This window comes from Pseudomonas sp. GW822-FHT06B12 (genome assembly GCF_058799675.1).
In genome coordinates, this window is sequence record NZ_JBXALR010000005.1 from 85,738 (window position 1) to 110,145 (window position 24,408).

18 protein-coding genes are annotated in these 24,408 nt (G+C 59.9%); 14 read left to right on the plus strand and 4 right to left on the minus strand.

Translation table 11 applies throughout. The features are described from left to right. The first annotated feature begins 4 nt into the window (after positions 1-4). From AC1RKH_RS12810 to AC1RKH_RS12840, 7 genes are all read left to right on the plus strand, one after another. On the plus strand, positions 5-2,707 hold the full coding sequence (locus AC1RKH_RS12810; protein ID WP_493062310.1) for a [protein-PII] uridylyltransferase: 2,703 nt from the start codon (positions 5-7) through the stop codon (positions 2,705-2,707). Positions 2,708-2,834: 127 nt separating this feature from the next. Continuing rightward, positions 2,835-4,037 carry a succinyldiaminopimelate transaminase gene (dapC, locus tag AC1RKH_RS12815; protein ID WP_493062311.1) on the plus strand — a complete coding sequence of 401 codons (1,203 nt, stop codon included), beginning with the start codon at positions 2,835-2,837 and terminating at the stop codon, positions 4,035-4,037. A 200-nt stretch (positions 4,038-4,237) separates the two neighbouring features. Continuing rightward, on the plus strand, positions 4,238-4,993 hold the full coding sequence (locus AC1RKH_RS12820; protein ID WP_493062312.1) for a zinc metalloprotease: 756 nt from the start codon (positions 4,238-4,240) through the stop codon (positions 4,991-4,993). Between the two features lie 421 nt (positions 4,994-5,414). Continuing rightward, on the plus strand, positions 5,415-5,723 hold the full coding sequence (locus AC1RKH_RS12825) for an arsenate reductase (RefSeq protein ID WP_493062555.1): 309 nt from the start codon (positions 5,415-5,417) through the stop codon (positions 5,721-5,723). A 33-nt stretch (positions 5,724-5,756) separates the two neighbouring features. Then, positions 5,757-6,791, plus strand: a complete 1,035-nt coding sequence (dapD, locus tag AC1RKH_RS12830) for a 2,3,4,5-tetrahydropyridine-2,6-dicarboxylate N-succinyltransferase (protein ID WP_123428519.1) — start codon at positions 5,757-5,759, stop codon at positions 6,789-6,791. A gap of 117 nt (positions 6,792-6,908) precedes the next feature. After that, positions 6,909-8,114 (plus strand): aminotransferase class V-fold PLP-dependent enzyme, encoded by a 1,206-nt coding sequence (locus tag AC1RKH_RS12835; RefSeq protein WP_493062313.1) that lies wholly within the window; start codon positions 6,909-6,911, stop codon positions 8,112-8,114. Beyond that, entirely contained in the window at positions 8,111-8,515 is a 405-nt protein-coding gene (locus tag AC1RKH_RS12840) for a SufE family protein (RefSeq protein WP_493062314.1), read from the plus strand. The genes AC1RKH_RS12835 and AC1RKH_RS12840 overlap by 4 nt, the downstream gene beginning before the upstream one ends. 100 nt (positions 8,516-8,615) lie before the next feature. Here the strand turns inward: AC1RKH_RS12840 and tcdA are convergent, their stop codons facing one another. Then, the gene (gene tcdA / locus AC1RKH_RS12845; RefSeq protein WP_185015475.1) at positions 8,616-9,428 is read right to left on the minus strand and encodes a tRNA cyclic N6-threonylcarbamoyladenosine(37) synthase TcdA; all 813 of its coding nucleotides are present in this window, start codon (positions 9,426-9,428) and stop codon (positions 8,616-8,618) included. Between the two features lie 268 nt (positions 9,429-9,696). Between tcdA and AC1RKH_RS12850 the strand changes: the two genes are divergently transcribed. From AC1RKH_RS12850 to AC1RKH_RS12865, 4 genes are all read left to right on the plus strand, one after another. After that, complete coding sequence (locus tag AC1RKH_RS12850) at positions 9,697-12,288, plus strand: glycosyltransferase (protein WP_493062315.1); 2,592 nt, start codon at positions 9,697-9,699, stop codon at positions 12,286-12,288. A gap of 199 nt (positions 12,289-12,487) precedes the next feature. After that, the gene (gene dapE, locus AC1RKH_RS12855; protein WP_493062316.1) at positions 12,488-13,639 is read left to right on the plus strand and encodes a succinyl-diaminopimelate desuccinylase; all 1,152 of its coding nucleotides are present in this window, start codon (positions 12,488-12,490) and stop codon (positions 13,637-13,639) included. Then, positions 13,639-14,448 carry a putative RNA methyltransferase gene (locus AC1RKH_RS12860; RefSeq protein WP_493062317.1) on the plus strand — a complete coding sequence of 270 codons (810 nt, stop codon included), beginning with the start codon at positions 13,639-13,641 and terminating at the stop codon, positions 14,446-14,448. Before dapE ends, AC1RKH_RS12860 begins: the two co-directional genes overlap by 1 nt. 99 nt (positions 14,449-14,547) lie before the next feature. After that, a complete protein-coding gene (locus AC1RKH_RS12865; protein ID WP_123428533.1) occupies positions 14,548-14,925 on the plus strand; it encodes a hypothetical protein in 378 nt (125 codons plus the stop codon). A gap of 167 nt (positions 14,926-15,092) precedes the next feature. Here AC1RKH_RS12865 and AC1RKH_RS12870 read toward each other — a convergent pair whose 3' ends face one another. After that, a complete protein-coding gene (locus AC1RKH_RS12870; RefSeq protein ID WP_054595898.1) occupies positions 15,093-15,302 on the minus strand; it encodes a cold shock domain-containing protein in 210 nt (69 codons plus the stop codon). Between the two features lie 247 nt (positions 15,303-15,549). Between AC1RKH_RS12870 and plsB the strand changes: the two genes are divergently transcribed. From plsB to AC1RKH_RS12885, 3 genes are all read left to right on the plus strand, one after another. Next, the gene (gene plsB / locus AC1RKH_RS12875; protein ID WP_493062318.1) at positions 15,550-18,063 is read left to right on the plus strand and encodes a glycerol-3-phosphate 1-O-acyltransferase PlsB; all 2,514 of its coding nucleotides are present in this window, start codon (positions 15,550-15,552) and stop codon (positions 18,061-18,063) included. 49 nt (positions 18,064-18,112) lie between these two features. Further along, positions 18,113-18,802, plus strand: a complete 690-nt coding sequence (locus AC1RKH_RS12880) for a DUF4197 domain-containing protein (protein WP_493062319.1) — start codon at positions 18,113-18,115, stop codon at positions 18,800-18,802. Positions 18,803-19,289: 487 nt separating this feature from the next. Continuing rightward, positions 19,290-19,661, plus strand: a complete 372-nt coding sequence (locus AC1RKH_RS12885) for a DUF6124 family protein (protein ID WP_493062320.1) — start codon at positions 19,290-19,292, stop codon at positions 19,659-19,661. A gap of 79 nt (positions 19,662-19,740) precedes the next feature. Here AC1RKH_RS12885 and AC1RKH_RS12890 read toward each other — a convergent pair whose 3' ends face one another. After that, positions 19,741-21,096, minus strand: a complete 1,356-nt coding sequence (locus AC1RKH_RS12890; protein ID WP_493062321.1) for a Fic family protein — start codon at positions 21,094-21,096, stop codon at positions 19,741-19,743. Between the two features lie 244 nt (positions 21,097-21,340). After that, positions 21,341-24,406 (minus strand): efflux RND transporter permease subunit, encoded by a 3,066-nt coding sequence (locus AC1RKH_RS12895; protein WP_493062322.1) that lies wholly within the window; start codon positions 24,404-24,406, stop codon positions 21,341-21,343. Positions 24,407-24,408 lie beyond the last annotated feature (2 nt).

The following is a 24,408-nucleotide window of genomic DNA, read 5'->3' on the forward strand; positions in this document are numbered from 1 at the left end:
ATCAATGCCGCAGGTGGATCCCGAACTCTTCGACCGCGGCCAGTTCCAGGCTGAACTGGCCCTGAAGGCAAGCCCGATTGCGGCCTTCAAGAAGGCGATCCGCCAGGCGCGAGAGGTGCTCGACACACGCTTTCGTAGCGGACGGGATATTCGCCGGCTGATCGAGGATCGTGCCTGGTTCGTCGACAACATCCTGCAAAAGGCCTGGGAGCAGTTCGACTGGAGTGAAGATGCCGACATCGCGCTGGTTGCGGTCGGCGGCTATGGTCGCGGCGAGTTGCACCCCTACTCCGACATTGATTTGCTGATCCTGCTGGACAACGCCGATCACGAAGTTTTCCGCGATTCCATCGAGCGTTTTCTGACCCTGCTGTGGGACATCGGTCTGGAGGTCGGCCAAAGCGTACGCTCGGTGGATGAATGTGCCGAACAGGCCCGCGCGGACCTGACGGTGATCACCAACCTGATGGAAAGCCGCACCATTGCCGGCCCCGAGCATCTGCGTCAGCGCATGCTCGATGTCACCAGCACCGAACACATGTGGCCGGCCAAGGAGTTCTTCCTGGCCAAACACACCGAACAAAAAGCCCGTCACCACAAATACAACGACACCGAATACAACCTGGAACCCAACGTCAAAGGCTCGCCCGGCGGCCTACGGGATATTCAGACGATTCTCTGGGTGGCACGCCGCCAATACGGCACGCTGAACCTGCGCGCCCTCGCTGGCGAAGGCTTCCTGGTCGAAAGCGAAAACGCCCTGCTGGCCTCGTCCCAGGAATTTCTGTGGAAGGTTCGCTATGCCCTGCACATGCTGGCTGGTCGCGCCGAGGACCGCTTGCTGTTCGATCACCAGCGCTCGATTGCCGGGCTGCTGGGCTTCGTAGGCGAAGACGCGAAACACGCCATCGAAAACTTCATGCAACAGTACTACCGCGTGGTAATGAGCATTGCCCAGCTCAGCGACCTGATCATCCAGCATTTCGAGGAAGTCATCCTCGCGCCGGAAGATGAAGCGCCGCCACAACCGATCAACTCGCGCTTCCAGTTGCATGACGGCTACATCGAGGCGATCAACACCAACGTGTTCAGGCGCACGCCGTTTGCCATGCTGGAAATCTTTGTGCTGATGGCCCAACAGCCGGAAATCAAAGGCGTGCGGGCTGACACTATTCGTCTGCTGCGGGAACACCGGCACCTGATCGACGACGACTTCCGCAACGACATTCGCAACACCAGCCTGTTCATCGAACTGTTCAAATGCAAGATCGGCATCCACCGCAACCTGCGACGGATGAACCGTTACGGCATTCTCGGGCGCTACCTGCCGGAGTTCGGTTTTATCGTCGGGCAGATGCAGCACGACCTGTTCCATATTTACACGGTCGACGCCCACACCCTGAACCTGATCAAGCACCTGCGTAAGTTGCAGTACACCCAGGTGTCCGAGAAATTCCCGCTGGCCAGCAAGCTCATGGGCAAACTGCCCAAGCCCGAGCTGATCTACCTCGCCGGGCTGTACCACGACATCGGCAAGGGTCGGCATGGCGATCACTCGGACATCGGCGCGGTCGATGCCGAAGCGTTCTGCCAGCGGCACCAACTGCCCGTGTGGGACAGCCGGCTGATTGTCTGGCTGGTACAGAACCACCTGGTGATGTCGACCACCGCACAGCGCAAGGACCTGTCCGACCCGCAAGTGATCCACGACTTCGCGCAGGTCGTCGGTGACGAAACCCGCCTCGATTACCTGTACGTGCTGACCGTCGCCGACATCAACGCCACCAATCCGACGCTATGGAACTCCTGGCGCGCCAGCCTGTTGCGCCAGCTCTACACCGAGACCAAGCGGGCCTTGCGTCGCGGCCTGGAAAACCCGGTCGACCGCGAAGAACAGATTCGCCAGACCCAGAGCGCAGCCCTGGATATTCTGGTGCGCAGCGGCACCGATCCAGACGACGTCGAGCAACTCTGGTCGCAGCTGGGTGATGACTATTTCCTGCGTCACACCGCCGGCGACGTGGCCTGGCACAGTGATGCCATCCTCCAGCAGCCGGCCGACGGCGGGCCACTGGTGCTGATCAAGGAAACCACCCAGCGCGAGTTCGAGGGCGGTACGCAGATCTTCATCTACGCGCCGGACCAGCACGACTTCTTCGCCGTGACCGTGGCGGCGATGGACCAGCTCAACCTGAACATTCACGACGCCCGGGTTATCACCTCTACCAGCCAGTTCACCCTCGACACCTACATCGTGCTCGACACCGACGGCGACTCGATCGGCGACAACCCGGCGCGGGTCAAGCAGATCCGCGACGGCCTGACCGAGGCCCTGCGCAACCCGGACGACTACCCGACCATCATCCAGCGTCGGGTGCCGCGCCAGCTCAAGCATTTCGCCTTCGCGCCGCAAGTGACGATCCACAACGACGCCCAGCGCCAGGTGACGGTGCTGGAACTCAGCGCCCCCGACCGTCCGGGCCTGTTGGCGCGGATTGGAACAATCTTTCTCGAATTCGACCTGTCGCTGCAGAACGCCAAGATTGCCACCCTCGGCGAGCGGGTCGAAGACGTGTTCTTCATCACTGACGCGAACAACCACCCGTTGTCCGACCCACAGCTGTGCAGCCGTTTGCAGGATGCGATCGTCGAACAACTGAGCGTCAGCCCCGAACCGGATATCAAACTTTCACGCATCAGCATCTGAATTAACAAATTTTCCCCTGTGGGAGCGAGCCCGCTCGCGATGGCGTCAGTCCATTCAGCATCGCCAGTGACTGATCTATTGCTATCGCGAGCAGGCTCGCTCCCACATTGAACGAGACCCCGCACCGATGAACAACGCCCTGAACCAGCTCCAGCCTTACCCGTTCGAGAAACTGCGCGCCCTGCTCGGTGCGGTCACGCCAAACCCTGACAAGCGTCCGATTGCGCTGTCGATCGGCGAGCCGAAGCACCGTTCGCCAAGCTTTGTCGCGCAAGCGCTGGCGAGCAACCTGGATCAGATGGCCGTCTACCCGACCACCCTCGGTATTCCCGCATTGCGCGAAGCGATTGCCGGCTGGTGCGAACGTCGCTTCAACGTGCCAAGCGGCTGGATCGACCCGGCGCGCAACGTGCTGCCCGTCAACGGCACTCGCGAAGCGCTGTTTGCCTTCACTCAAACCGTGGTCAATCGCGGTGACGACGCACTGATCGTCAGCCCGAACCCGTTCTATCAGATCTATGAAGGCGCGGCGTTCCTCGCTGGCGCCAAACCGCATTACCTGCCGTGCCTGGATGAAAACGGCTTCAACCCGGACTTCGACGCCGTATCGGACGATATCTGGAAGCGCTGCCAGATCCTGTTCCTGTGCTCGCCGGGCAACCCGACGGGCGCGCTGATCCCGGTCGAAACCCTGAAAAAACTGATCGCCCTGGCCGACGAACACGACTTCGTGATCGCTGCCGACGAATGTTACAGCGAACTCTATTTCGACGAGCAGACACCGCCGCCTGGCCTGCTCAGCGCCTGCGTGGAACTGGGCCGCAAGGACTTCAAACGCTGCGTGGTGTTCCACAGCCTGTCCAAGCGTTCCAACCTGCCGGGCCTGCGCTCGGGTTTCGTCGCCGGTGATGCAGAAATCCTCAAGGGCTTCCTGCTGTATCGCACTTACCACGGCTGCGCCATGCCGGTTCAGACCCAACTCGCCAGCGTCGCCGCCTGGAATGACGAAGTGCATGTACGCGCCAACCGTGCGCTGTACCGCGAAAAATACGATGCAGTACTGGAAATCCTCAGCCCGGTCATGGATGTGCAGCGCCCGGACGGCGGTTTCTACCTGTGGCCGAACGTTGAAGGCGATGATGCCGCGTTCTGCCGCGATCTGTTTGTCGAAGAACATGTGACGGTGGTGCCGGGCTCTTACCTGTCCCGTGAGGTTGACGGGGTCAATCCGGGTGCCGGTCGAGTGCGCCTGGCGCTGGTAGCGCCGCTGGCTGAATGCGTTGAGGCCGCTGAACGCATACGCGCTTTTATCACCCGCCAACGTTCTTAAAGTTAAATACCCGCACGGTGCAATGCCGTGCGGGTTTACATAAACATAAAGCAATAGAACAAACCAACTTCAAACTTCACCTTCCGGCCGCCACGGGCTTATTCTACTCTCGCGCACCGGCCAACTCACAAAGCTCGTGCACACACTCAATAAAAAGTAAATAACCTATTTCAATTCAATAAAAACATGGATATTTATATATGGACATTGCATCAGCTTGCCACGTCAAAATGCCGACGGATCTTAATGCGTCTTACGACGTTGCCATCACCGAGAATCCTGCGAATCGCGAAACCTCTTCATCAGGTCGCAAGAAGCGGGCAGCGGCTAAACACACTAACTTCTGGGCACCTGGCCGTACGTTACGCATTGCTTTTCTGAATGGCGATCAATCGTTCAAGGATGCCGTCAAGGCCGCTGCAAATACCTGGCTGCCATACGTCAATCTGCAGTTCGATTTCGTCGAAGGTGAAGAAGGTGATATCCGCATCATGAGCGAGCCAGGACTCTACTGGTCCTATATCGGCACCAACGCCCTGACAGAGACCGACCAGACACTTCCAACGATGGTCCTGTCACCAGATCACCACCTGTCATTAACATTCTTCACCGCCAATACCCTTCACGAATTTGGCCATGTACTGGGCGCCGAACATGAACACCTTCATCCTGAGGTGAATATCCCCTGGAACAAGGAAGCTGTCTATGAGGCCCATGGCGCGCAGGATGAAGACAACTATTACGCGCGAAATTCTGTTGACCAGCGTTACTTCAATCTTCTCGATGCCAGCGAAGTTAATTACTCCCCCTACGACCCGAAGTCCATCATGCATTATGCGATCCGTCAGGAGTGGACCGAAGGCGACTTCAAAATCGATTTAAATTTTACTCTCAGTGAAGCGGATAAAGCCTTCATGGCCAAGGCGTATCCTTATCCCGAAGCGGAGAACGAATAAGTCAGACAACGTGTCGTCCGATGCGACATTTATTTATTTGATTTAACCCACGTTAGCCTCACTGAAATCCCACTCAGCCAACACCTCTCGCAACCCGTCATCACCGACCTGGTGATGACGACTGAGCTCATACAATTCCAGGCGCTGCGCCCGCAGTGCTTTCAACCGCAAACGCCGTACCAGTAAACCGTCGAAATGCCATATTAGCCGCTTAAACTCCACGCTCGCCGTTGCACAAAGGTCGCTCCCGGTCCGGCAACCTATCGCACAATGTGGCAAAGCCCGGTCGTGGCCGACGCCGAACCCGCTCGGTCATGGCATAATCCGTCACCTTTTATTTTCAGCACCTCCAAAGGGGGGCAATTCCTTGACCGCTTCAAGCAAAACGTTGCACCTTTTCGGCATCAAAGCCTGCGACACCATGAAAAAGGCGCGCACCTGGCTCGATGAAAACGCTGTGAGCTTTGATTTTCATGATTACAAAACGGCCGGAATCGACCGTGAACACCTGACCCAGTGGTGCAACGAGCACGGCTGGCAAGTGGTGCTCAACCGTGCAGGCACGACCTTTCGCAAACTCGATGACGAACGCAAAGCCGATCTCGACCAGACGAAAGCTATCGAACTGATGCTCGCACAACCTTCGATGATCAAGCGCCCGGTGCTCGATCTCGGTGACCGAACCCTGATTGGCTTCAAGCCAGACATTTACGCGGCAGCGCTCAAGTAAGCCAGCCCGTTCAATTTTGTTAGAGGTATAAACATGTCCACTACCCTGTTCAGCCTGGCCTTTGGTGTCGGCACTCAAAACCGTCAAGGTGCATGGCTGGAAGTGTTTTACGCAGCCCCGGTTCTCAAGCCATCGGCCGAACTGGTCGCCGCTATCGCCCCGATTCTGGGCTACACCGAAGGCAATCAGGCCATCGCCTTCAGCACCGCTCAGGCCGCGCAGCTGGCTGAAGCCCTCAAAAGCGTTGACGCTGCACAAGCGGCGCTGCTGACCCGTCTGGCGGAAAGCCACAAGCCGCTGGTCGCCACCTTGCTGGCCGAAGACGCACAACTGAGCTCCACCCCTGAGGCGTACCTCAAGCTGCATCTGCTGTCCCATCGCCTGGTCAAGCCACATGGCTTGAACCTGGCTGGGATCTTCCCGTTGCTGCCGAACGTCGCCTGGACCAGCCAGGGCGCAATCGACCTGAACGAGCTGGCCGAGCATCAACTGGAAGCGCGTCTGCGTGGCGAGTTGCTGGAAGTGTTCTCGGTCGACAAGTTCCCGAAAATGACCGACTACGTCGTACCGGCTGGCGTGCGTATCGCTGACGCCGCACGGATCCGGCTGGGCGCCTACGTGGGCGAAGGCACCACCGTGATGCACGAAGGTTTCGTCAACTTCAACGCCGGCACCGAAGGCCCGGGCATGATCGAAGGCCGCGTCTCTGCGGGCGTATTCGTCGGCAAGGGTTCGGACCTGGGCGGCGGCTGCTCGACCATGGGCACCCTGTCGGGCGGTGGCAACATCGTGATCAAGGTCGGCGAAGGCTGCCTGATCGGCGCGAACGCCGGTATCGGCATTCCGTTGGGCGACCGCAACACCGTTGAGTCGGGCCTGTACGTGACCGCTGGGACCAAAGTGGCACTACTGGACGAGAACAACAAACTGGTCAAAGTGCTCAAGGCCCGCGAACTGGCCGGCCAGCCTGACCTGTTGTTCCGCCGCAATTCGGAGACCGGTGCGGTGGAATGCAAAACCCACAAATCGGCCATCGAACTGAACGAAGCGCTGCACGCTCACAACTAAGCAGCCTCAAATGATCACCTGTGGGAGCGAACCTGCTCGCGAAGCTTTTTGGCGGCCTCAAGGACGCCATCGCGAGCAGGCTCGCTCCCACAGGGTCATGCGCATGGGCCGAACAACATGATGATTCCTTCTCCCTGGCGCGCCGATTTTCCGGCCATCGCCGCTCTGCAACGGCAAGACCAGACCTATCTGGACAACGCCGCCACCACCCAGAAACCCCAAGCCCTGCTCGACGCACTGGTGCACTACTACGCCAACGGCGCGGCCAACGTCCATCGTGCGCAACACCTGCCCGGCGCCCACGCCACGCAAGCGTTCGAAGACAGCCGCAGCAAAGTCGCGCATTGGCTGAACGCAGGTACCAGCGGGCAAATCATCTTTACCCACGGCGCAACCTCTGCGCTGAACCTCCTGGCCTATGGCCTGGAGCACTCATTCAACCCGGGCGATGAAATTGTCATCAGCGCCCTGGAACATCACGCCAACCTGTTGCCGTGGCAGCAATTGGCGCACCGTCGCGAGCTGAAACTGGTGGTGTTGCCACTGGATGTGGACGGCCTGATCGATCTCGATGCCGCCGCTCAGTTGATCGGCCCACGCACGCGGTTGCTGGCGGTCAGTCAGCTATCCAACGTACTCGGCGCCTGGCAACCGTTAGCGCCGTTGCTGGCGCTGGCCAAGGCGCATAACGCCTTGACCGTGGTCGATGGCGCCCAAGGCGTGGTCCATGGCCGCCATGACGTGCAGGCGCTGGGCTGCGACTTCTATGTATTTTCCAGCCACAAGCTCTATGGTCCGGACGGTCTCGGCGTGCTTTACGGCAGCAACGAAGCCTTGCAACAGCTGCGCCCATGGCAGTTCGGCGGCGAGATGGTGCTGGACGCCAACTACCACGACGCGCGTTTCCGCCCGGCCCCGCTGGGCTTTGAAGCCGGTACGCCACCGATTGCCAGCGTGATTGGCCTGGGTGCGACCCTCGACTATCTGGCAGGACTGGATCAGGACGCCGTGTGCGCCCACGAAGCCGCGCTGCATGATTACCTGTTGAAGGGCTTGCAGGCGCGCAATGGCATTCGTCTGCTGGGCAAGCCGCAACTGGCGCTGGCCAGTTTTGTCGTCGAAGGCGTGCACAATGCCGATTTGGCGCATCTACTCACCGAACAGGGCATCGCCGTGCGCGCCGGTCATCACTGCGCCATGCCGCTGCTGAAAAGCTTCGAGCTGGCGGGAGCGATTCGGGTTTCGTTGGCGCTGTATAACGACTCGCAAGACCTCGAGCGCTTTTTCGAAGCGCTTGATCAGGCGCTGGAGTTGTTGCGATGAGCCTGCCTGCCGATGCCGTTGCCGCACTGGAAACCTTTCAGGCCGCTGCTGGCTGGGAGCAACGCGCTCGCTTACTGATGCAATGGGGCGAACGGCTTCCTGCCTTGAGCGATGAAGACAAGGTCGAGGCCAACCGCGTGCACGGCTGCGAAAGCCAGGTGTGGCTGGTGGGCGCGTTGCACAACGGCCATTGGCAGTTTGCCGCCAGCAGCGATGCGCGGTTGATTCGTGGGTTGGTGGCGTTGCTGCTGGCGCGGGTCAACGGGTTATCCGCTGAAGAATTGCAGCAGGTTGATCTGCCGGACTGGTTTGATCAACTGGGCCTGAGTCGACAACTGTCGCCGTCGCGCAGTAATGGCCTCAATGCCGTGTTACAGCGGATGAATGAGTTGGCAGGTTAACCGCCATCGCGAGCAAGCTCGCTCCCACATAGGATCTGTGTCGAATACACATTCAGTGTGGGAGCGAGCTTGCTCGCGATGAGGCCATCTGTAGCAACACTTAAACCTCAGGCTTGACCCGATCCGCCGGGCGCCGTACGCCGGCCACGATCTTATCCACAGCCTTGGTCGCGGCGACCATGCCGAAGGTCGCCGTCACCATCATCACCGCGCCGAAACCGCCAGCGCAGTCGAGTTTCACGCCGTCGCCGACAAAGCTCTTCTGCAAACAAATGCTGCCATCGGGTTTCGGATAGCGCAGCTGCTCGGTGGAGAACACGCACGGCACGCTGTAATGGCGGGTCACGGTTCGTGAGAAACCATAATCGCGACGTAACGTGGAGCGCACTTTCGAGGCCAGCGGGTCATTGAAGGTACGGTTCAGGTCACAGACCTGGATCAGCGTCGGATCGATCTGCCCGCCTGCACCGCCCGTGGTGATGATCTGGATCTTGCGACGTTTGCACCAGGCGATCAGCGCAGCCTTGGCGTTGACGCTGTCGATGCAATCGATCACGCAGTCGATGTTTGGCGTGATGTACTCGGCCATGGTCTCGCGCGTGACGAAATCCGCCACCGCGTGCACGGTGCACTCCGGGTTGATCCCGCGCAGGCGCTCGGCCATCACTTCGACCTTGGGCTTGCCGACGGTGCTGTCCAGTGCGTGCAACTGGCGATTGACGTTGCTGACGCACACGTCATCGAGGTCGAACAGCGAGATTTCGCCGACACCACAACGGGCCATGGCTTCCGCCGCCCAGGAACCGACGCCACCGACGCCAACAATCGCCACATGGGCCGCGCGCAAACGCGCAAGGCCTTCGATGCCATACAAACGGGCAATGCCAGCAAACCGCGGATCTTCTGTACTCATGACCACTACCCTAAAAACCGGCGCGCATTATAGGGCCGATGCGTGCCAAGAACATCTTTGCGCTATAAACGGCAGCGAGTCCTGATTTAATTAAGCCAGCATCTGTACATTTTTTGTCACACAAAAGAACTTAAGCGAAGATGGCTTGCCCAATGTCCGGCTTTTTTCTGTCTGCTGTACGGTCAGTTGAAGGCCAGTGTAGGATGCGCGCCGATTGGCGCGTGCCAACCGTCCCCTCGTTCCACACCTTTTGGAACCCGAAATAGCTATGTCATCGCGTAAATTTGGACTCAATCTGGTGATAGTGCTGGCGATTGCCGCGCTGTTCACCGGTTTCTGGGCGCTGATCAACCGCCCGGTCACGACCCCCAACTGGCCTGAGCAGATCTCCGGTTTTTCTTACTCGCCGTTCCAACAAGGCCAGTTCCCACAGAAAAACCAGTTCCCGTCCGACGATGAAATGCGTCGCGACCTGGAGATCATGAGCAAGCTGACCGACAACATTCGGACCTACTCCGTCGACGGTACGCTGGAGGACATCCCGAAACTGGCGGAAGAATTCGGCCTGCGCGTGACGCTCGGGATCTGGATCAGCCCGGACCTTGAGCGCAACGAGCGCGAGATCCAGCGCGCCATCGAACTCGCCAACAGCTCGCGCAGCGTCGTGCGCGTGGTGGTCGGTAACGAAGCGATCTTCCGTAAGGAAATCACCGCCGAGCAATTGAGCGTGATCCTCGATCGCGTGCGCGCAGCGGTAAAGGTCCCGGTGACCACCTCTGAGCAATGGCACGTCTGGGAAGAAAACCCGATGCTGGCCAAGCACGTCGACTTGATCGCGGCCCACATCCTGCCTTATTGGGAATTCATCCCGGTGGACGAGGCCGGTCAGTTTGTTCTGGACCGTGCCCGCGACCTGAAAAAGCTGTTCCCGAAAAAGCCGCTGCTGCTCTCCGAAGTGGGCTGGCCGAGCAACGGTCGTATGCGCGGTGGTGCTGATGCAACCCCGGCTGACCAGGCCATTTACCTGCGCACGCTGGTGAACAAGCTCAACCGCCAGGGCTTCAACTACTTCGTGATCGAAGCGTTTGACCAGCCATGGAAAGCCAGCGACGAAGGTTCGGTGGGCGCTTATTGGGGCGTGTTCAACGCCGCGCGTCAGCAGAAATTCAACTTCGAAGGCCCGGTCGTGGCGATCCCGCAATGGCGGGTACTGGCGGTCGGCTCCGGCGTCCTGGCGTTGTTGTCCCTGACCCTGCTGATGATCGACGGCTCGGCCCTGCGCCAGCGCGGTCGGACCTTCCTGACCTTCACCGCTTTCCTCGGCGGTTCGGCACTGGTGTGGATCGGTTACGACTACAGCCAGCAATACAGCACCTGGTTCAGCCTGACGGTGGGCTTCCTGCTCGCCCTCGGTGCGCTGGGGGTATTTATCGTATTGCTGACCGAAGCCCACGAACTGGCCGAGACCGTCTGGACCCACAAACGTCGGCGTGAATTTCTGCCGGTGGTGGGCGACTCGGACTACCGCCCGAAAGTCTCGATCCATGTACCGTGCTACAACGAGCCGCCGGAGATGGTCAAACAGACCCTCAACGCCCTGGCCAACCTCGACTATCCGGACTTCGAAGTCCTGATCATCGACAACAACACCAAGGACCCGGCGGTCTGGGAACCGGTGCAGGCCTATTGCGAAACCCTCGGCCCGCGCTTCAAGTTCTTCCACGTCGCGCCACTGGCCGGTTTCAAGGGCGGCGCGCTGAACTACCTGCTGCCACTCACCGCCAAGGATGCCGAAGTCATCGCCGTGATCGACTCCGACTACTGCGTCGATCCGAACTGGCTCAAGCACATGGTGCCGCACTTCGCCGATCCGAAAATCGCCATCGTGCAGTCGCCGCAGGACTATCGCGACCAGAACGAAAGCACCTTCAAGAAGCTCTGCTACGCGGAATATAAAGGCTTCTTCCACATCGGCATGGTCACCCGCAACGACCGTGACGCGATCATCCAGCACGGCACCATGACCATGACCCGCCGTTCGGTGCTCGAAGAGCTCGGCTGGGCTGACTGGTGCATCTGCGAAGACGCCGAGCTGGGTCTGCGGGTGTTCGAAAAAGGTCTGTCGGCGGCGTACCACCACAACAGTTATGGCAAGGGCCTGATGCCCGATACCTTTATCGACTTCAAGAAACAGCGTTTCCGCTGGGCCTACGGAGCGATTCAGATCATCAAGCGGCACACCGCCAGCCTGTTGCGCGGCAAGGACACCGAGCTGACCCGCGGCCAGCGTTACCACTTCCTCGCGGGTTGGTTGCCGTGGGTGGCGGACGGCATGAATATCTTCTTCACCGTCGGCGCCCTGCTCTGGTCGGCGGCGATGATCATCGTGCCGCAACGGGTCGATCCACCGCTGCTGATCTTCGCAATCCCGCCCTTGGCGCTGTTCGTGTTCAAGGTGGGCAAGATCATCTTCCTCTACCGCCGTGCGGTCGGGGTCAACCTGAAGGACGCATTCTGCGCGGCATTGGCCGGCCTGGCGTTGTCGCACACCATTGCCAAAGCGGTGCTGTACGGCTTCTTCACCAGCAGTATTCCGTTTTTCCGCACCCCGAAAAACGCCGATAACCACGGCTTCTGGGTAGCGATTTCGGAAGCTCGCGAAGAGCTGTTCATCATGCTGCTGTTGTGGGGCGCGGCGCTGGGGATCTACCTGGTGCAGGGCATCCCGAGCAACGACATGCGCTTCTGGGTGACCATGTTGCTGGTGCAGTCGCTGCCGTATCTGGCCGCGCTGATCATGGCCTTCCTGTCTTCGCTGCCAAAACCAACGCCTGCGACAGAGCCGGCACCTGCCGCCTAAATCTGCGCAAACCACTAAACGGCGGCCTCTGGCCGCCGTTTTGCTTTAAGATATCCGCCATTTTGCAGGGCTTGGCCCTAAAGGCCTGACCCAATACCTGTGGGAGCGAGCTTGCTCGCGATGGGGTTTGTCATACAAACCGTGTCATCGTTCATCGCGAGCAAGCTCGCTCCCACATTGACAGTCTCCGGAGCTTCCCATGACGGCCCACGCCGACCTTTCGCCGACCCTCCAACTCGCCATCGACCTGATCCGTCGTCCGTCCGTGACGCCGGTCGACGCCGATTGCCAGAAGCAGATGATGCAGCGCCTGGGCGATGCCGGTTTTGCGCTTGAGCCCATGCGCATCGAAGATGTGGATAACTTCTGGGCCACCCACGGCAAACACGAAGGCCCGGTGCTGTGCTTCGCCGGTCACACCGACGTGGTACCGACCGGCCCGGTGGCGGCTTGGCAGATCGACCCGTTCGATGCGGTTATCGACGAGCACGGCATGCTCTGCGGCCGTGGCGCGGCAGACATGAAGGGCAGCCTCGCAGCAATGACCGTGGCGGCCGAGCGGTTTGTCGCCGACTACCCGGACCACAAGGGCAAGGTTGCGTTTCTGATCACCAGTGACGAAGAAGGCCCGGCGCATCACGGCACCAAGGCTGTGGTCGAGCGCCTCGCGGCGCGTAAGGAACGTCTGGACTGGTGCATCGTCGGCGAACCGTCGAGCACCACCCTGGTCGGTGACGTGGTCAAGAACGGCCGTCGCGGCTCCCTCGGTGCCAAGCTCACCGTGCGCGGTGTGCAAGGTCACGTGGCTTACCCGCACCTGGCAAAGAACCCGATCCACCTCGCCGCCCCGGCCTTGGCCGAACTGGCCGCCGAGCACTGGGATCACGGTAACGATTTCTTCCCGCCAACCAGTTTCCAGATTTCCAACGTCAATTCCGGCACCGGCGCGACCAACGTGATCCCGGGTGATCTGGTGGCAGTGTTCAACTTCCGTTTCTCCACCGAATCGACCGTTGAAGGCCTGCAACAGCGAGTGGCCGACATCCTCGACAAACATGGCCTGGACTGGCACATCGACTGGGCGCTGTCCGGTTTGCCGTTCCTCACCGAGCCAGGCGCCCTGCTCGACGCGGTGTCGGTGAGCATCAAGACCATCACCGGTCGCGAGACCAAGGCGTCCACCAGCGGCGGCACTTCGGATGGACGCTTCATCGCGACCATGGGTACGCAAGTGGTCGAACTTGGCCCGGTCAACGCGACGATTCACCAGGTCAATGAGCGAGTGCTGGCCAGCGATCTCGACGTACTGACCGAAATCTACTACCAGACCCTGATCAAGTTGCTCGCCTGATGCTCACCTGCCCTATCTGCAGCGCACCGCTGAACGCGGTCGACAACGGCGTCGCGTGCCCCGCCGGGCATCGCTTCGACCGTGCCCGTCAGGGTTACCTGAACCTGCTGCCGGTGCAGCACAAGAACAGCCGTGACCCAGGCGACAACCAGGCAATGGTCGAAGCCCGTCGCGACTTCTTGAATGCCGGGCATTACGCGCCGGTAGCCAAGCGTCTCGCCGAGTTGGCTGCCGAACGTGCGCCGCAGCGCTGGCTGGACATCGGTTGTGGCGAGGGTTACTACACCGCGCAAATCGCCGACGCCTTGCCGAATGCCGACGGCTACGCGCTGGATATTTCCCGCGAAGCGGTCAAGCGCGCCTGCAAACGCAACCCGCAGCTGACCTGGTTGATCGCCAGCATGGCCCGAGTGCCGTTGGCCGATGCCAGCTGCCAGTTCCTCGCCAGCGTGTTCAGCCCGCTCGACTGGCAGGAAGCCAAACGCCTGCTCAGCCCTGGCGGCGGCTTGATGAAAGTCGGGCCGACCAGCGGTCATCTGATGGAACTGCGTGAGCGTCTGTACGACGAAGTGCGCGAATACACCGATGACAAGCATCTGGCGCTGGTGCCGGAAGGCATGACGCTGCAACACAGCGAAACCCTGGAATTCAAACTGAATCTGGTGAGTGGCCAGGACCGCGCCAACCTGCTGGCCATGACGCCTCACGGCTGGCGCGCGAGTGCCGAACGCCGGGCGGCCGTCATCGAACAGGCCGAGCCGTTCGAGGTCAGCGTGTCGATGCGCTACGATTATTTCGTTCTGCAGTAATTGTTTGAGAGCAACCCTTTAACTTTTGGCCTTGAGCAGTGGCTTGAGGCCGGCTAAATCCGCGAATGGATTTTTCGAAACCCGCAGTGAGGAACATCCATGCGCCAACCCGATATCGAGATTTACCTGAAAGACGCCGACGTCGACTACAAGGCCATCGCCACCTGGCTCGGCGCGGCTCTGGGCCCTTGCACCGACTGGGTTCAGAAAGGTCAGACCTACAAGTGCAAGGCCGGCAACGTGCCGGTGACCTGGCTGCCAAAAGCCGTGGGCAAGTGGAACAGCCTGTACCTGGAAAGCGACCAGACGCCGTGGGACGACGACATCGCCTGCGCCCGCGCAGCCTTTGCCGCACTGAACGTCGAAGTGCGCTGCGCGCCGGGGACCTGGGTCGAGGAAGAAGGTGAAGAATCGGCAGATCGCTGGATTCGCATCAGCGTCGATGGTGAAGAAGAGATCACCTGGAAAACCGTTTAAACCCTGAACCTGTGGGATGCCCAAAATGGCATGCCCAACAGAGATCCAGTGTGGGAGCGAGCCTGCTCGCGATAGCGGTGTAAGACGCGCGGTAGATATCGCGTCGAATGACGCCATCGCGAGCAAGCTCGCTCCCACAGTGGTTTTGTATGAGGCGAGGATCGGGGTTACAAGCCCACTACATCCTCAGCCTGCAAGCCTTTCTGCCCATCCACCACTGCGTATTCAACCTGCTGGCCTTCGGCCAACGAGCGGTGGCCTTCGCCACGGATCGCGCGGTAATGCACGAACACGTCTGCTCCGTCTTCACGCTGAATGAAGCCGTAGCCCTTGGCGTCGTTGAACCACTTCACGTTGCCGGTCTCGCGCGTTGCCATCAATCAATCCCCCATTTTTTTATTATTGAGTCGGCCTGTTCTCGGACAAGCCTTGAGAACGTTTGCCAGCGCTCGGTTTACTGTAAGAAACAGCGCCGATAGTGGCAAACGGCTGGCCGAGTATATGACAGCCGCAAAAACTCTCAACTCAAGTTTACTTCGGCGCTTTTTTGCCGATTTTCGACGAATCCGGCACACTACCGGCCCCGAGCGCTTGCTCGGTTTTTTCAACTAAAGCAGAAGCCGTATGACCCGCTCCCCGTTCCGCCGTCTGGTGTTTGGCACCTTGCGCCGACTGTTGTACCTCTGGGTTCGCTCGGAGACGATCAACCAGTCGTCCTTTACCCTCAACCTCGACCGCAGTCGTCCGGTGTTCTACGTCCTGCAAAATCCTTCACTGACCGAGCTGGCCGTACTCGATACCGAATGCACCAAGGCCGGACTGCCACGCCCCGTGCTGCCGGTGTCGGTGGGCAACCTGCTGGAGCCAGCGGCGTTTTTCTACCTGACGCCGGAACCCGACTGGCTCGGCCGCCAGGACAAACGCGGCGCGCCACCGACCCTGACCCGTCTGGTCAGCGCCCTGAGCCAGAATGCCGCCGAAGACGCGCAGATCATCCCGGTCAGCGTGTTCTGGGGCCAATCGCCGGACAGCGAATCGAGCCCGTGGAAATTGCTCTTCGCTGACAGTTGGGCGGTGACCGGGCGTCTGCGCCGACTGCTGAGCATCATGATTCTGGGGCGCAAGACCCGCGTGCAATTCTCCGCGCCGATCAACCTGCGCGAACTGATCGAGCACAACAAGGGCTTTGAGCTCACCGTGCGCATGGCCCAACGCATTTTGCGGGTGCACTTTCGCAACCTGAAAGCCGCGGTCATCGGCCCGGACATTTCCCACCGTCGCAACCTGGTCAAAGGCCTGCTGAATCAGCCGCAGGTCAAACAGGCGATCCTTGACGAAGCCGAACGCGAGAACATTTCACCGGAGAAGGCCAAAGCTCAAGCGCTGCGTTATGGCAACGAAATCGCCTCGGACTACACCTACACCGCGATCCGTTTTATGGAAGTGGTGCTGAGCTGGTTCTGGAACAAGATCTACGACGGGATCAAGGTCAACCACATCGAAGGTGTGCAGAAAGTCGCCCAGGGTCACGAAGTGATCTACGTGCCCTGCCACCGCAGCCACATCGATTACCTGCTGCTCTCCTACCTGCTGTTTCGCAACGGCCTGACCCCGCCGCACGTCGCCGCCGGGATCAACCTCAACATGCCGGTGATCGGCGGCCTGCTGCGCCGTGGCGGGGCGTTCTTCATGCGCCGCACCTTCAAGGGCAATCCGCTCTACACCTCGGTGTTCAACGAATACCTGCACACCCTGTTCACCAAAGGCTTCCCGGTGGAGTACTTCGTCGAGGGTGGCCGTTCACGCACCGGGCGCATGCTGCAACCGAAAACCGGAATGCTGGCGATCACCCTGCGCAGCTTCCTGCGCTCGTCGCGGATGCCAATCGTGTTCATCCCGGTGTACATCGGTTACGAGCGCGTGCTGGAAGGCCGAACCTACCTTGGTGAGCTGCGCGGGGCGAGCAAGAAGAAAGAGTCGATCTTCGACATCTTCAAAGTCATCGGCGCGCTCAAGCAGCGCTTCGGCCAGGTGGCGGTGAACTTCGGCGAGCCGATCAAACTGGCGGAATTCCTCGACAGCGAACAACCGGATTGGCGTACCCAGGAACTCGGCCCGCAGTTCAAACCGGCCTGGCTCAACGAAACCACCAACCGCCTCGGCGAGCGCGTGGCGCGGCATTTGAACGAAGCGGCAGCAATCAACCCGGTGAACCTGGTGGCGCTGGCCCTGCTCTCCACCAGCCGTCTGGCGCTGGACGATCGCGCCATGGCGCGGGTGCTCGATCTGTACCTGGCGCTGTTGCGCCGCGTGCCGTACTCGCCGCACACCACCTTGCCGGAAGGTGACGGCCGCGCGTTGATCGAACACGTCAAGGACATGGACCTGCTCTGCGAGCAAAGCGATGCGCTGGGCAAGATTCTTTATCTGGACGAGCAAAACGCCGTCCTGATGACCTACTACCGCAACAACGTGCTGCACATTTTCGCCCTGCCAGCGTTGCTCGCGAGCTTCTTCCAGAGCGCGTCACGCATGAGCCGCGAACAGATCCTGCGCTACACCCGTGCGCTGTATCCGTACCTGCAATCGGAGCTGTTCATCCGCTGGTCGCTGGACGAACTGGATGCGGTGATCGATCAATGGCTCCAAGCTTTTGTCGAACAAGGCCTGCTGCGTTTCGAGAACAACGTGTACCTGCGCCCGGCGCCAAGCTCGCGGCATTTCGTGCTGCTGACCTTACTGTCCAAGAGCATCGCGCAGACCTTGCAGCGCTTCTACATGGCGATTTCCTTGCTGCTCAACAGCGGCCAGAACACCCTCAGTGCCGAAGAGCTGGAAGACCTGTGCACGGTCATGGCCCAGCGCCTGTCGATCCTGCATGGCCTCAACGCCCCGGAATTCTTCGACAAGAGCCTGTTCCGTCACTTCATCCAGACCCTGCTGAACCTCGACGTCTTGCGTCGCGACGAAGCCGGCAAGTTGAGCCATCACGAACTGCTCGGCGAACTGGCCGAGGGTGCGGCCAAACGCGTGTTGCCCGCGGAAATTCGTTTGTCGATTCGTCAGGTGGCGCTGCATCGCAGTGAAGATGCGGCGGATCAACCCGCGCCTGCGCTGCAAGCCGATAAAATTGCTTAATGCCGTCTACGCGGTCCGTTAATTGTCTTTTTCGAACAAGGAAACTGCCATGCTCCGCCCTACCCTTCGCTTTGCCGGCCTGTGCGCAGGTCTGATGATGTCTGCCAGCGCACTGGCGCTATCTCTGGGCAGCCTTTCCCAGGGAGAAGCCTCGGGCGGCCTCAAGGACGCCCTGGCCCAGGGGGCCGTCGCGGCCGTCACCACGCTCGGCAAACCGGGCGGTTTCAGCAACAACCCTGAAGTGAAGATCGAACTGCCGGGCAAACTGGGCAAGGTCGCCAGCAAGATGAAACAGTTCGGCATGGGGGCTCAGGTCGATCAACTGGAAGCCAGTATGAACAAGGCGGCGGAAGCGGCCATGCCGCAGGCCCAGGCCCTGCTGGTGGATGCGGTGAAAAAGATGACCGTGACCGATGCCAAGGGCATCCTCACCGGCGGCAAGGATTCGGCCACCCAGTACCTGGACAAGACCAGCCGCGAACAAATCCGCACCAAGTTCCTGCCAATCGTCAAACAAGCCACCGACCAGGTGGGCCTGGCCAAGCAGTACAACTCGTTCGCCGGGCAGGCGGCAACCCTCGGCGTGCTCGATGCCAAGAGTGCCAACGTTGAAGGCTACGTGACGGAAAAGGCCCTGGACGGCCTGTTCAAGATGATCGCCCAGAAGGAAGAAGGCATCCGCGCCAACCCGGCGGAAGCAGCGACGAGCCTGGCGAAGAAAGTCTTCGGCTTGCTGTAAACGCTGGAGGCTCGATCGTTCCCACGCTCCGCGTGGGAATGCATCCCGTGACGCTCCGCGTCACCTCCTGAAGCGGACGCAGAGCGTCCATGGCGGCATTCCCACGCAGAGCGTGGGAACGATCAAGTTATATGCAGTCCATGTGGTGTTTAATTGCATGGCAACTGTGTTCGTCACGAGCCACAGCGTCTTGCGTTACGCCCTACACCTACGCCAGAATCCGCCGGCTTGTGCGCCTGAGCACTGGGCTCTATCGTCTCCGGGTCGCTGAAAATCAGCGATCGGGTTTGGTAGCCCGTTCTTCATCAGGCGCATAGTGTCATCGCCCGTAGAGCCATTTTTTGGTCTCTGCTAAATGGTGGCCGTGCGCAGGGCGCCTTCGGGTGCGCCGGGATCCTGGTGACCGGTCTACCAACCTGTGTATGGCCTCCACCCTAATCGTTTGGTAGCGATGGTGTCGGCTCCTATGTTCATCAGGAGATTCGCCATGTTCAAACCAACACCCAATCCCCCCGAAGCCAACGCCGAAAGCGTTTCCCCCTACGCGTCCCTCGACTCGAAAGAGCTCCACGCCGCCGCCCACCGGGCGCTCGATCATTACCTGCTGTTACCTGAAACCAAGAAGTTGCTGGCCGACCGCCGACCCAGTTGCATCTTCGTCATCGCCCCAGAGGTCGACAACGAAACCCTGCTGGCCCACGCCTGCGAAACCCTGGCCTCGGCCAATGTCATGGCCAGCGACCTGGCGTTTGAACTCGACGGCCCCAAACGCAACAGCGCACTGGCGATTCAGCAGATGGTTGCCCTGGCGGAACTGGCGGTGAACCGCGCGCTGGATAACACGGACACCCCACCGTAACGGAGACCTCTGTAGGAGCTGCCGCAGGCTGCGATCTGTTGATTTTTAAACATCAACAGATCGCAGCCTGCGGCAGCTCCTACGGCCAGTCTGTTTTGATGTGCGATGACTCGCGTAAGAAGAACACCCACTCGCGCCCCATCTTTTTCTTCTCGAATACCTTCAACTCGACCAAACCGTTCAAGGTCGTGGCAGCCGTGTTGTAGGAGCAGTTCAGGTTGTCCTTCACATTGACCGCGGTGAACTCCTTGGCCATGCCGCTCTTGGCGATCTGAAACAGCGTGCGCTGCTTCTCGGTCAACTGCTTGAAAAGCCCGGATTCCTCCAGCCAACGATCAAAACCTTCGGCATAAACCAGGCTCTTTTGATAAGCCGCCGTGAACCCGGTTACGGCACGCAGAATCACCGAACACTGGTAATCGATGAAGTACGTCAGATCCAGTCCGTCACTCTCGGTATGCACATAAGACCGACCGTACTTCACCGGCGCATTGCGCAGCAGAATGCTGATCGCGATGTAGCGAAATGCCGAGTAGTCATTCTTGAACATGAACCAGTAAAACAACGCCCGCGCCACCCGGCCATTGCCATCGCGAAACGGATGCTCGTAGCCCAGGGCAAAATGCAGGGCGATGGCTTTGATCAACGGGTGCACATAATCAACGCGCAGAGGGTCGTCGTGGGGCTGGTTGATCCAGGTCGCCAATCCATTGAGCCGAGCGCTGATGCCCGCGGCTGGCGGTGGTGTATGAACGGTATGGCCTTCACCATCCTGCACCACCACCTGATCATTGCTGCGAAAAAGTCCCGGCGAATACAGCGCGTCATCAATGCCTTCGACGCCGACACGATGAAGTTGCCGGATCAGCTCGACACTCAATGGCTCGTGACGTTTATCCCAGGCGAAGATCATCATTTTGTAGTTGCCGATGACCATCCGCTCATCCGGAGTACGCGGCAGGCGATTGCGCTTGAGCATGTCCTTGGCCACCAGCGTGGTGGTCGCGGCGCCCTCGAGCTGGCTGCTACTGATGGCTTCGTCTTCGATCAAATCATTGAGCAGGTAACTGAAATGCGCCGTCTCACCGATGTGATGAGTCATGTATTCCAACGCGGCGGTCGTTGCCTGGCGGTCGACCGTCGACAGGGTTTTCTGCGCCAGCGGTGTAAGAATGAACTGACCCCATTGGCTTGGCTCGCCCAGCGGCAACAAGCGCACGTACTGCGCCACACGAGCCTTTTTCACCAAGGCCCAGCACAAGGTCGGATCAAGACCGGTCGGCCAGCGAAAACGCAGATCATCGAACGGCAGGTATCGCCCCTGATCGTCCAGCGGCTTGAGCAGTGCCAGATAGTCGACCAGCTTTTCCTTGTGAGGCGATTGGCCGAGTGCGTCAAAAAGACTCGGGTCTATGGCTGGAGGGCTTTTTATCATCGCTGTCTCAAAAACTCGTGAAACTGAGTCAGGAGTACAACACAGAAGCGGTCTTGTCTCAATTTCTCAACAAATTGAGACAAGCGTAGGAGCTGCCGCAGGCTGCGATCTGTTGATCTTCAAACATCAAAAGATCGCAGCCTTCGGCAGCTCCTACGGCAGTTCCGGTTCCGGTTCCAATTCCAGTTCCGGATCCGGATCCGGATCCGGGTCAGGACAGTTCCGGGGTCAATTCAGTTTGGGGTCAGACAGGTTCCTTTTTGACCCGGAACCACGCCGCATACAGCGCCGGCAGGAACAACAAGGTCAGCGCCGTCGCGACGATCAGTCCGCCCATGATCGCCACCGCCATTGGCCCGAAGAACACACTGCGTGACAACGGAATCATCGCCAGCACAGCGGCCAGTGCGGTCAGCACGATAGGCCGGAAGCGCCGCACCGTGGCTTCGATGATCGCTTGCCAGGGTTTCAGCCCGGCACTGATGTCCTGTTCGATCTGGTCCACCAGGATCACCGAGTTACGCATGATCATCCCCGACAGCGCGATGGTCCCGAGCATGGCCACGAAACCGAACGGCTGACGGAACACCATCAGGAACAAGGTGACGCCGATCAGCCCCAACGGCGCGGTCAGAAACACCATCGCAATGCGTGAGAAACTGCGCAGTTGCAGCATCAGCAAGGTCAGTACGACGACAATGAACAACGGCACGCCGGCATTCACCGAGTCCTGGCCACGGGTCGAGTCTTCCACCGTGCCGCCGACGTCCAGCAAGTAGCCGTCAGGCAGTTCGGCGCGAATCGGCGCAAGCGTCGGAAGGATCTGCTGGACCAGGGTCGCCGGTTGCTCCTTGCCATAGATATCGGCGCGAATCGTCACGTTCGGCAAGCGGTTGCGGTGCCAGATAATGCCTTCTTCGAAGCCATATTCCAGGGTCGCCACCTGCGACAGCGCGACGCTTTTGCCGTTGTCGGTCGGCACCGCCAGGCTCGACAGCAGCGACAGTTCGGTGCGTTCGTGCAAGGTGCCGCGCAAGAGGATCTCGATCAACTCGTTGTCTTCGCGGTACTGGCTGACGCTGGAACCGGTCAGCGAGCTTTGCAAAAACCTCGACAGGTTTGCCGTGCTCACGCCCAAGGCCCGCGCGCGGTCCTGATCGACGTTCAAATAGACAACCTTGCTCGGCTCTTCCCAGTCCAGGTGCACGTTGGCCACATGCGGGTTCTCGCGCACTTTGGCCGCGACTTTACGTGCCAGGGCGCGGACCTCTTCAATGTGTTCACCGGTCACCCGGAACTGCACCGGATAACCCACTGGCGGACCGTTTTCCAGACGCGTGACCCGCGAACGCAGCGCCGGGAATTGTTCGTTGAGGGTTTCGATCAGCCAGGTGCGCAGGCTTTCACGCTCTTCGATGGTTTTCGCCAGGACCACAAATTGCGCGAAGCTCGCTGCCGGCAATTGCTGATCCAGCGGCAGGTAAAAACGCGGCGAACCGGTGCCGACGTAGGCGACATAGTTGTCGATGCCGGCGTGATCCTTGAGCATCGCTTCCAGCCGCTTGACCTCCTCGGTGGTGTTACTCAACGAGGCGCCTTCGGCCAGTTTCAGATCAACCATCAGCTCCAGGCGCCCAGAGGCGGGGAAGAACTGCTGCGGCACAAAACGGAACAGCACCACCGAGGCCACGAACAGTACGATGGTCAGCGTGATGACGGTTTTGCGCCGACGCACGCACCACTCCACCAGACGCCGCACGCGCTGGTAGAACGGCGTGCCATAAGGGTCCGGCTGGCCCGCACCGTGTTTGGCGGCGTGAATTTTTGCCAGATCCGGCAGCAGCTTTTCACCCAGATAAGGCACAAACACCACGGCAGCGACCCATGAGGCCAGCAACGCGATGGTCACGACCTGGAAGATCGAGCGAGTGTATTCGCCGGTACCGGATTGCGCGGTGGCAATCGGCAGGAAGCCGGCCGCGGTGATCAACGTACCGGTGAGCATCGGGAACGCGGTGCTGGTCCAGGCAAAACTGGCAGCCTTGAGCCGGTCATAGCCCTGCTCCATTTTGATCGCCATCATTTCCACAGCAATGATCGCGTCGTCCACCAGCAACCCCAAGGCCAGCACCAGTGCACCGAGAGAGATTTTATGCAGGCCGATTCCGAGGTAATACATGCAGGCAAACGTCATCGCCAGCACCAGCGGAATCGCCAACGCGACCACCATGCCGGTGCGCACACCGAGGGAGAAGAAGCTCACCAACAAGACGATCGCCAGCGCTTCTACCAGCACCCGGACGAACTCGCCGACGCTGCTTTTCACCGCCGCGGGCTGGTCCGAGACCTTGCGCAGTTGCATGCCGGCCGGCAGGTTGTTCTGGATACGCTCGAACTCCTGTTCCAGCGCCTTACCGAGCACCAGAATGTCACCGCCGTCCTTCATGGCCACGGCAAGACCGATCGCGTCCTGGCCCATGAAGCGCATGCGCGGCGCTGGTGGATCGTTGAAACCACGGTGCACGTCAGCCACATCAGCGATACGGAAGGTCCGGTCGCCGACGCGGATCGGAAAATTCCTGATCTCGTCTACGGTCTGAAAATTGCCCGTCACCCGTAGCTGCAAACGCTCGCTGGTGGTTTCAAAGAACCCGGCGTTGGACATCGCGTTCTGTTCTTCCAGCGCTTGCTGCACCACGGCCAACGGCAGGCCCAGGGTGGCGAGTTTGACGTTGGACAGCTCGATCCAGATCTTCTCGTCCTGCAGCCCGAGCAAGTCGACCTTGCCCACATCCTTGACCCGTTGCAGCTGAATCTGGACGCGGTCGGCGTAGTCCTTGAGTACCGCGTAGTCGAAACCTTCGCCGGTCAGCGCGTAGATGTTGCCGAAGGTAGTGCCGAATTCATCGTTGAAGAACGGTCCCTGGATACCCGGCGGCAAGGTCTGGCGGATGTCGCTGATCTTCTTGCGCACCTGATACCAGAGCTCGGGAATTTGCGCCGAATGCATCGAGTCCCGGGCCATGAAGGTCACCTGGGATTCGCCGGGACGGGAGAACGAGGTGATCCGCTCGTACTCGCCGGTTTCCATCAGCTTCTTTTCGATGCGCTCGGTGACTTGCCGCGAGACCTCCTGAGCCGTCGCGCCCGGCCAATTGGTCTTGATTACCATGGCCTTGAAGGTGAACGGCGGGTCTTCGCTCTGACCCAGTTTGGTGTAGGACAACGTGCCGACGACCGCCAGCAATATCATCAGGAACAGTACGATCTGGCGGTTATGCAGCGCCCATTCGGAAAGGTTGAAACGCATCG

Coding starts and splice junctions, on each gene's coding strand:
- AC1RKH_RS12860 (WP_493062317.1), top strand. CDS start 13,639: ATGCTCACCTGCCCTATCTGCAGCGCACCGCTGAACGCGGTCGACAAC.
- AC1RKH_RS12810 (WP_493062310.1), top strand. CDS start 5: ATGCCGCAGGTGGATCCCGAACTCTTCGACCGCGGCCAGTTCCAGGCT.
- AC1RKH_RS12865 (WP_123428533.1), top strand. CDS start 14,548: ATGCGCCAACCCGATATCGAGATTTACCTGAAAGACGCCGACGTCGAC.
- AC1RKH_RS12840 (WP_493062314.1), top strand. CDS start 8,111: ATGAGCCTGCCTGCCGATGCCGTTGCCGCACTGGAAACCTTTCAGGCC.
- dapD (WP_123428519.1), top strand. CDS start 5,757: ATGTCCACTACCCTGTTCAGCCTGGCCTTTGGTGTCGGCACTCAAAAC.
- dapC (WP_493062311.1), top strand. CDS start 2,835: ATGAACAACGCCCTGAACCAGCTCCAGCCTTACCCGTTCGAGAAACTG.
- plsB (WP_493062318.1), top strand. CDS start 15,550: ATGACCCGCTCCCCGTTCCGCCGTCTGGTGTTTGGCACCTTGCGCCGA.
- AC1RKH_RS12820 (WP_493062312.1), top strand. CDS start 4,238: ATGGACATTGCATCAGCTTGCCACGTCAAAATGCCGACGGATCTTAAT.
- dapE (WP_493062316.1), top strand. CDS start 12,488: ATGACGGCCCACGCCGACCTTTCGCCGACCCTCCAACTCGCCATCGAC.
- AC1RKH_RS12870 (WP_054595898.1), bottom strand. CDS start 15,302: ATGGCAACGCGCGAGACCGGCAACGTGAAGTGGTTCAACGACGCCAAG.
- AC1RKH_RS12880 (WP_493062319.1), top strand. CDS start 18,113: ATGCTCCGCCCTACCCTTCGCTTTGCCGGCCTGTGCGCAGGTCTGATG.
- AC1RKH_RS12835 (WP_493062313.1), top strand. CDS start 6,909: ATGATGATTCCTTCTCCCTGGCGCGCCGATTTTCCGGCCATCGCCGCT.
- AC1RKH_RS12825 (WP_493062555.1), top strand. CDS start 5,415: ATGAAAAAGGCGCGCACCTGGCTCGATGAAAACGCTGTGAGCTTTGAT.
- AC1RKH_RS12890 (WP_493062321.1), bottom strand. CDS start 21,096: ATGATAAAAAGCCCTCCAGCCATAGACCCGAGTCTTTTTGACGCACTC.
- AC1RKH_RS12850 (WP_493062315.1), top strand. CDS start 9,697: ATGTCATCGCGTAAATTTGGACTCAATCTGGTGATAGTGCTGGCGATT.
- tcdA (WP_185015475.1), bottom strand. CDS start 9,428: ATGAGTACAGAAGATCCGCGGTTTGCTGGCATTGCCCGTTTGTATGGC.
- AC1RKH_RS12895 (WP_493062322.1), bottom strand. CDS start 24,406: ATGCGTTTCAACCTTTCCGAATGGGCGCTGCATAACCGCCAGATCGTA.
- AC1RKH_RS12885 (WP_493062320.1), top strand. CDS start 19,290: ATGTTCAAACCAACACCCAATCCCCCCGAAGCCAACGCCGAAAGCGTT.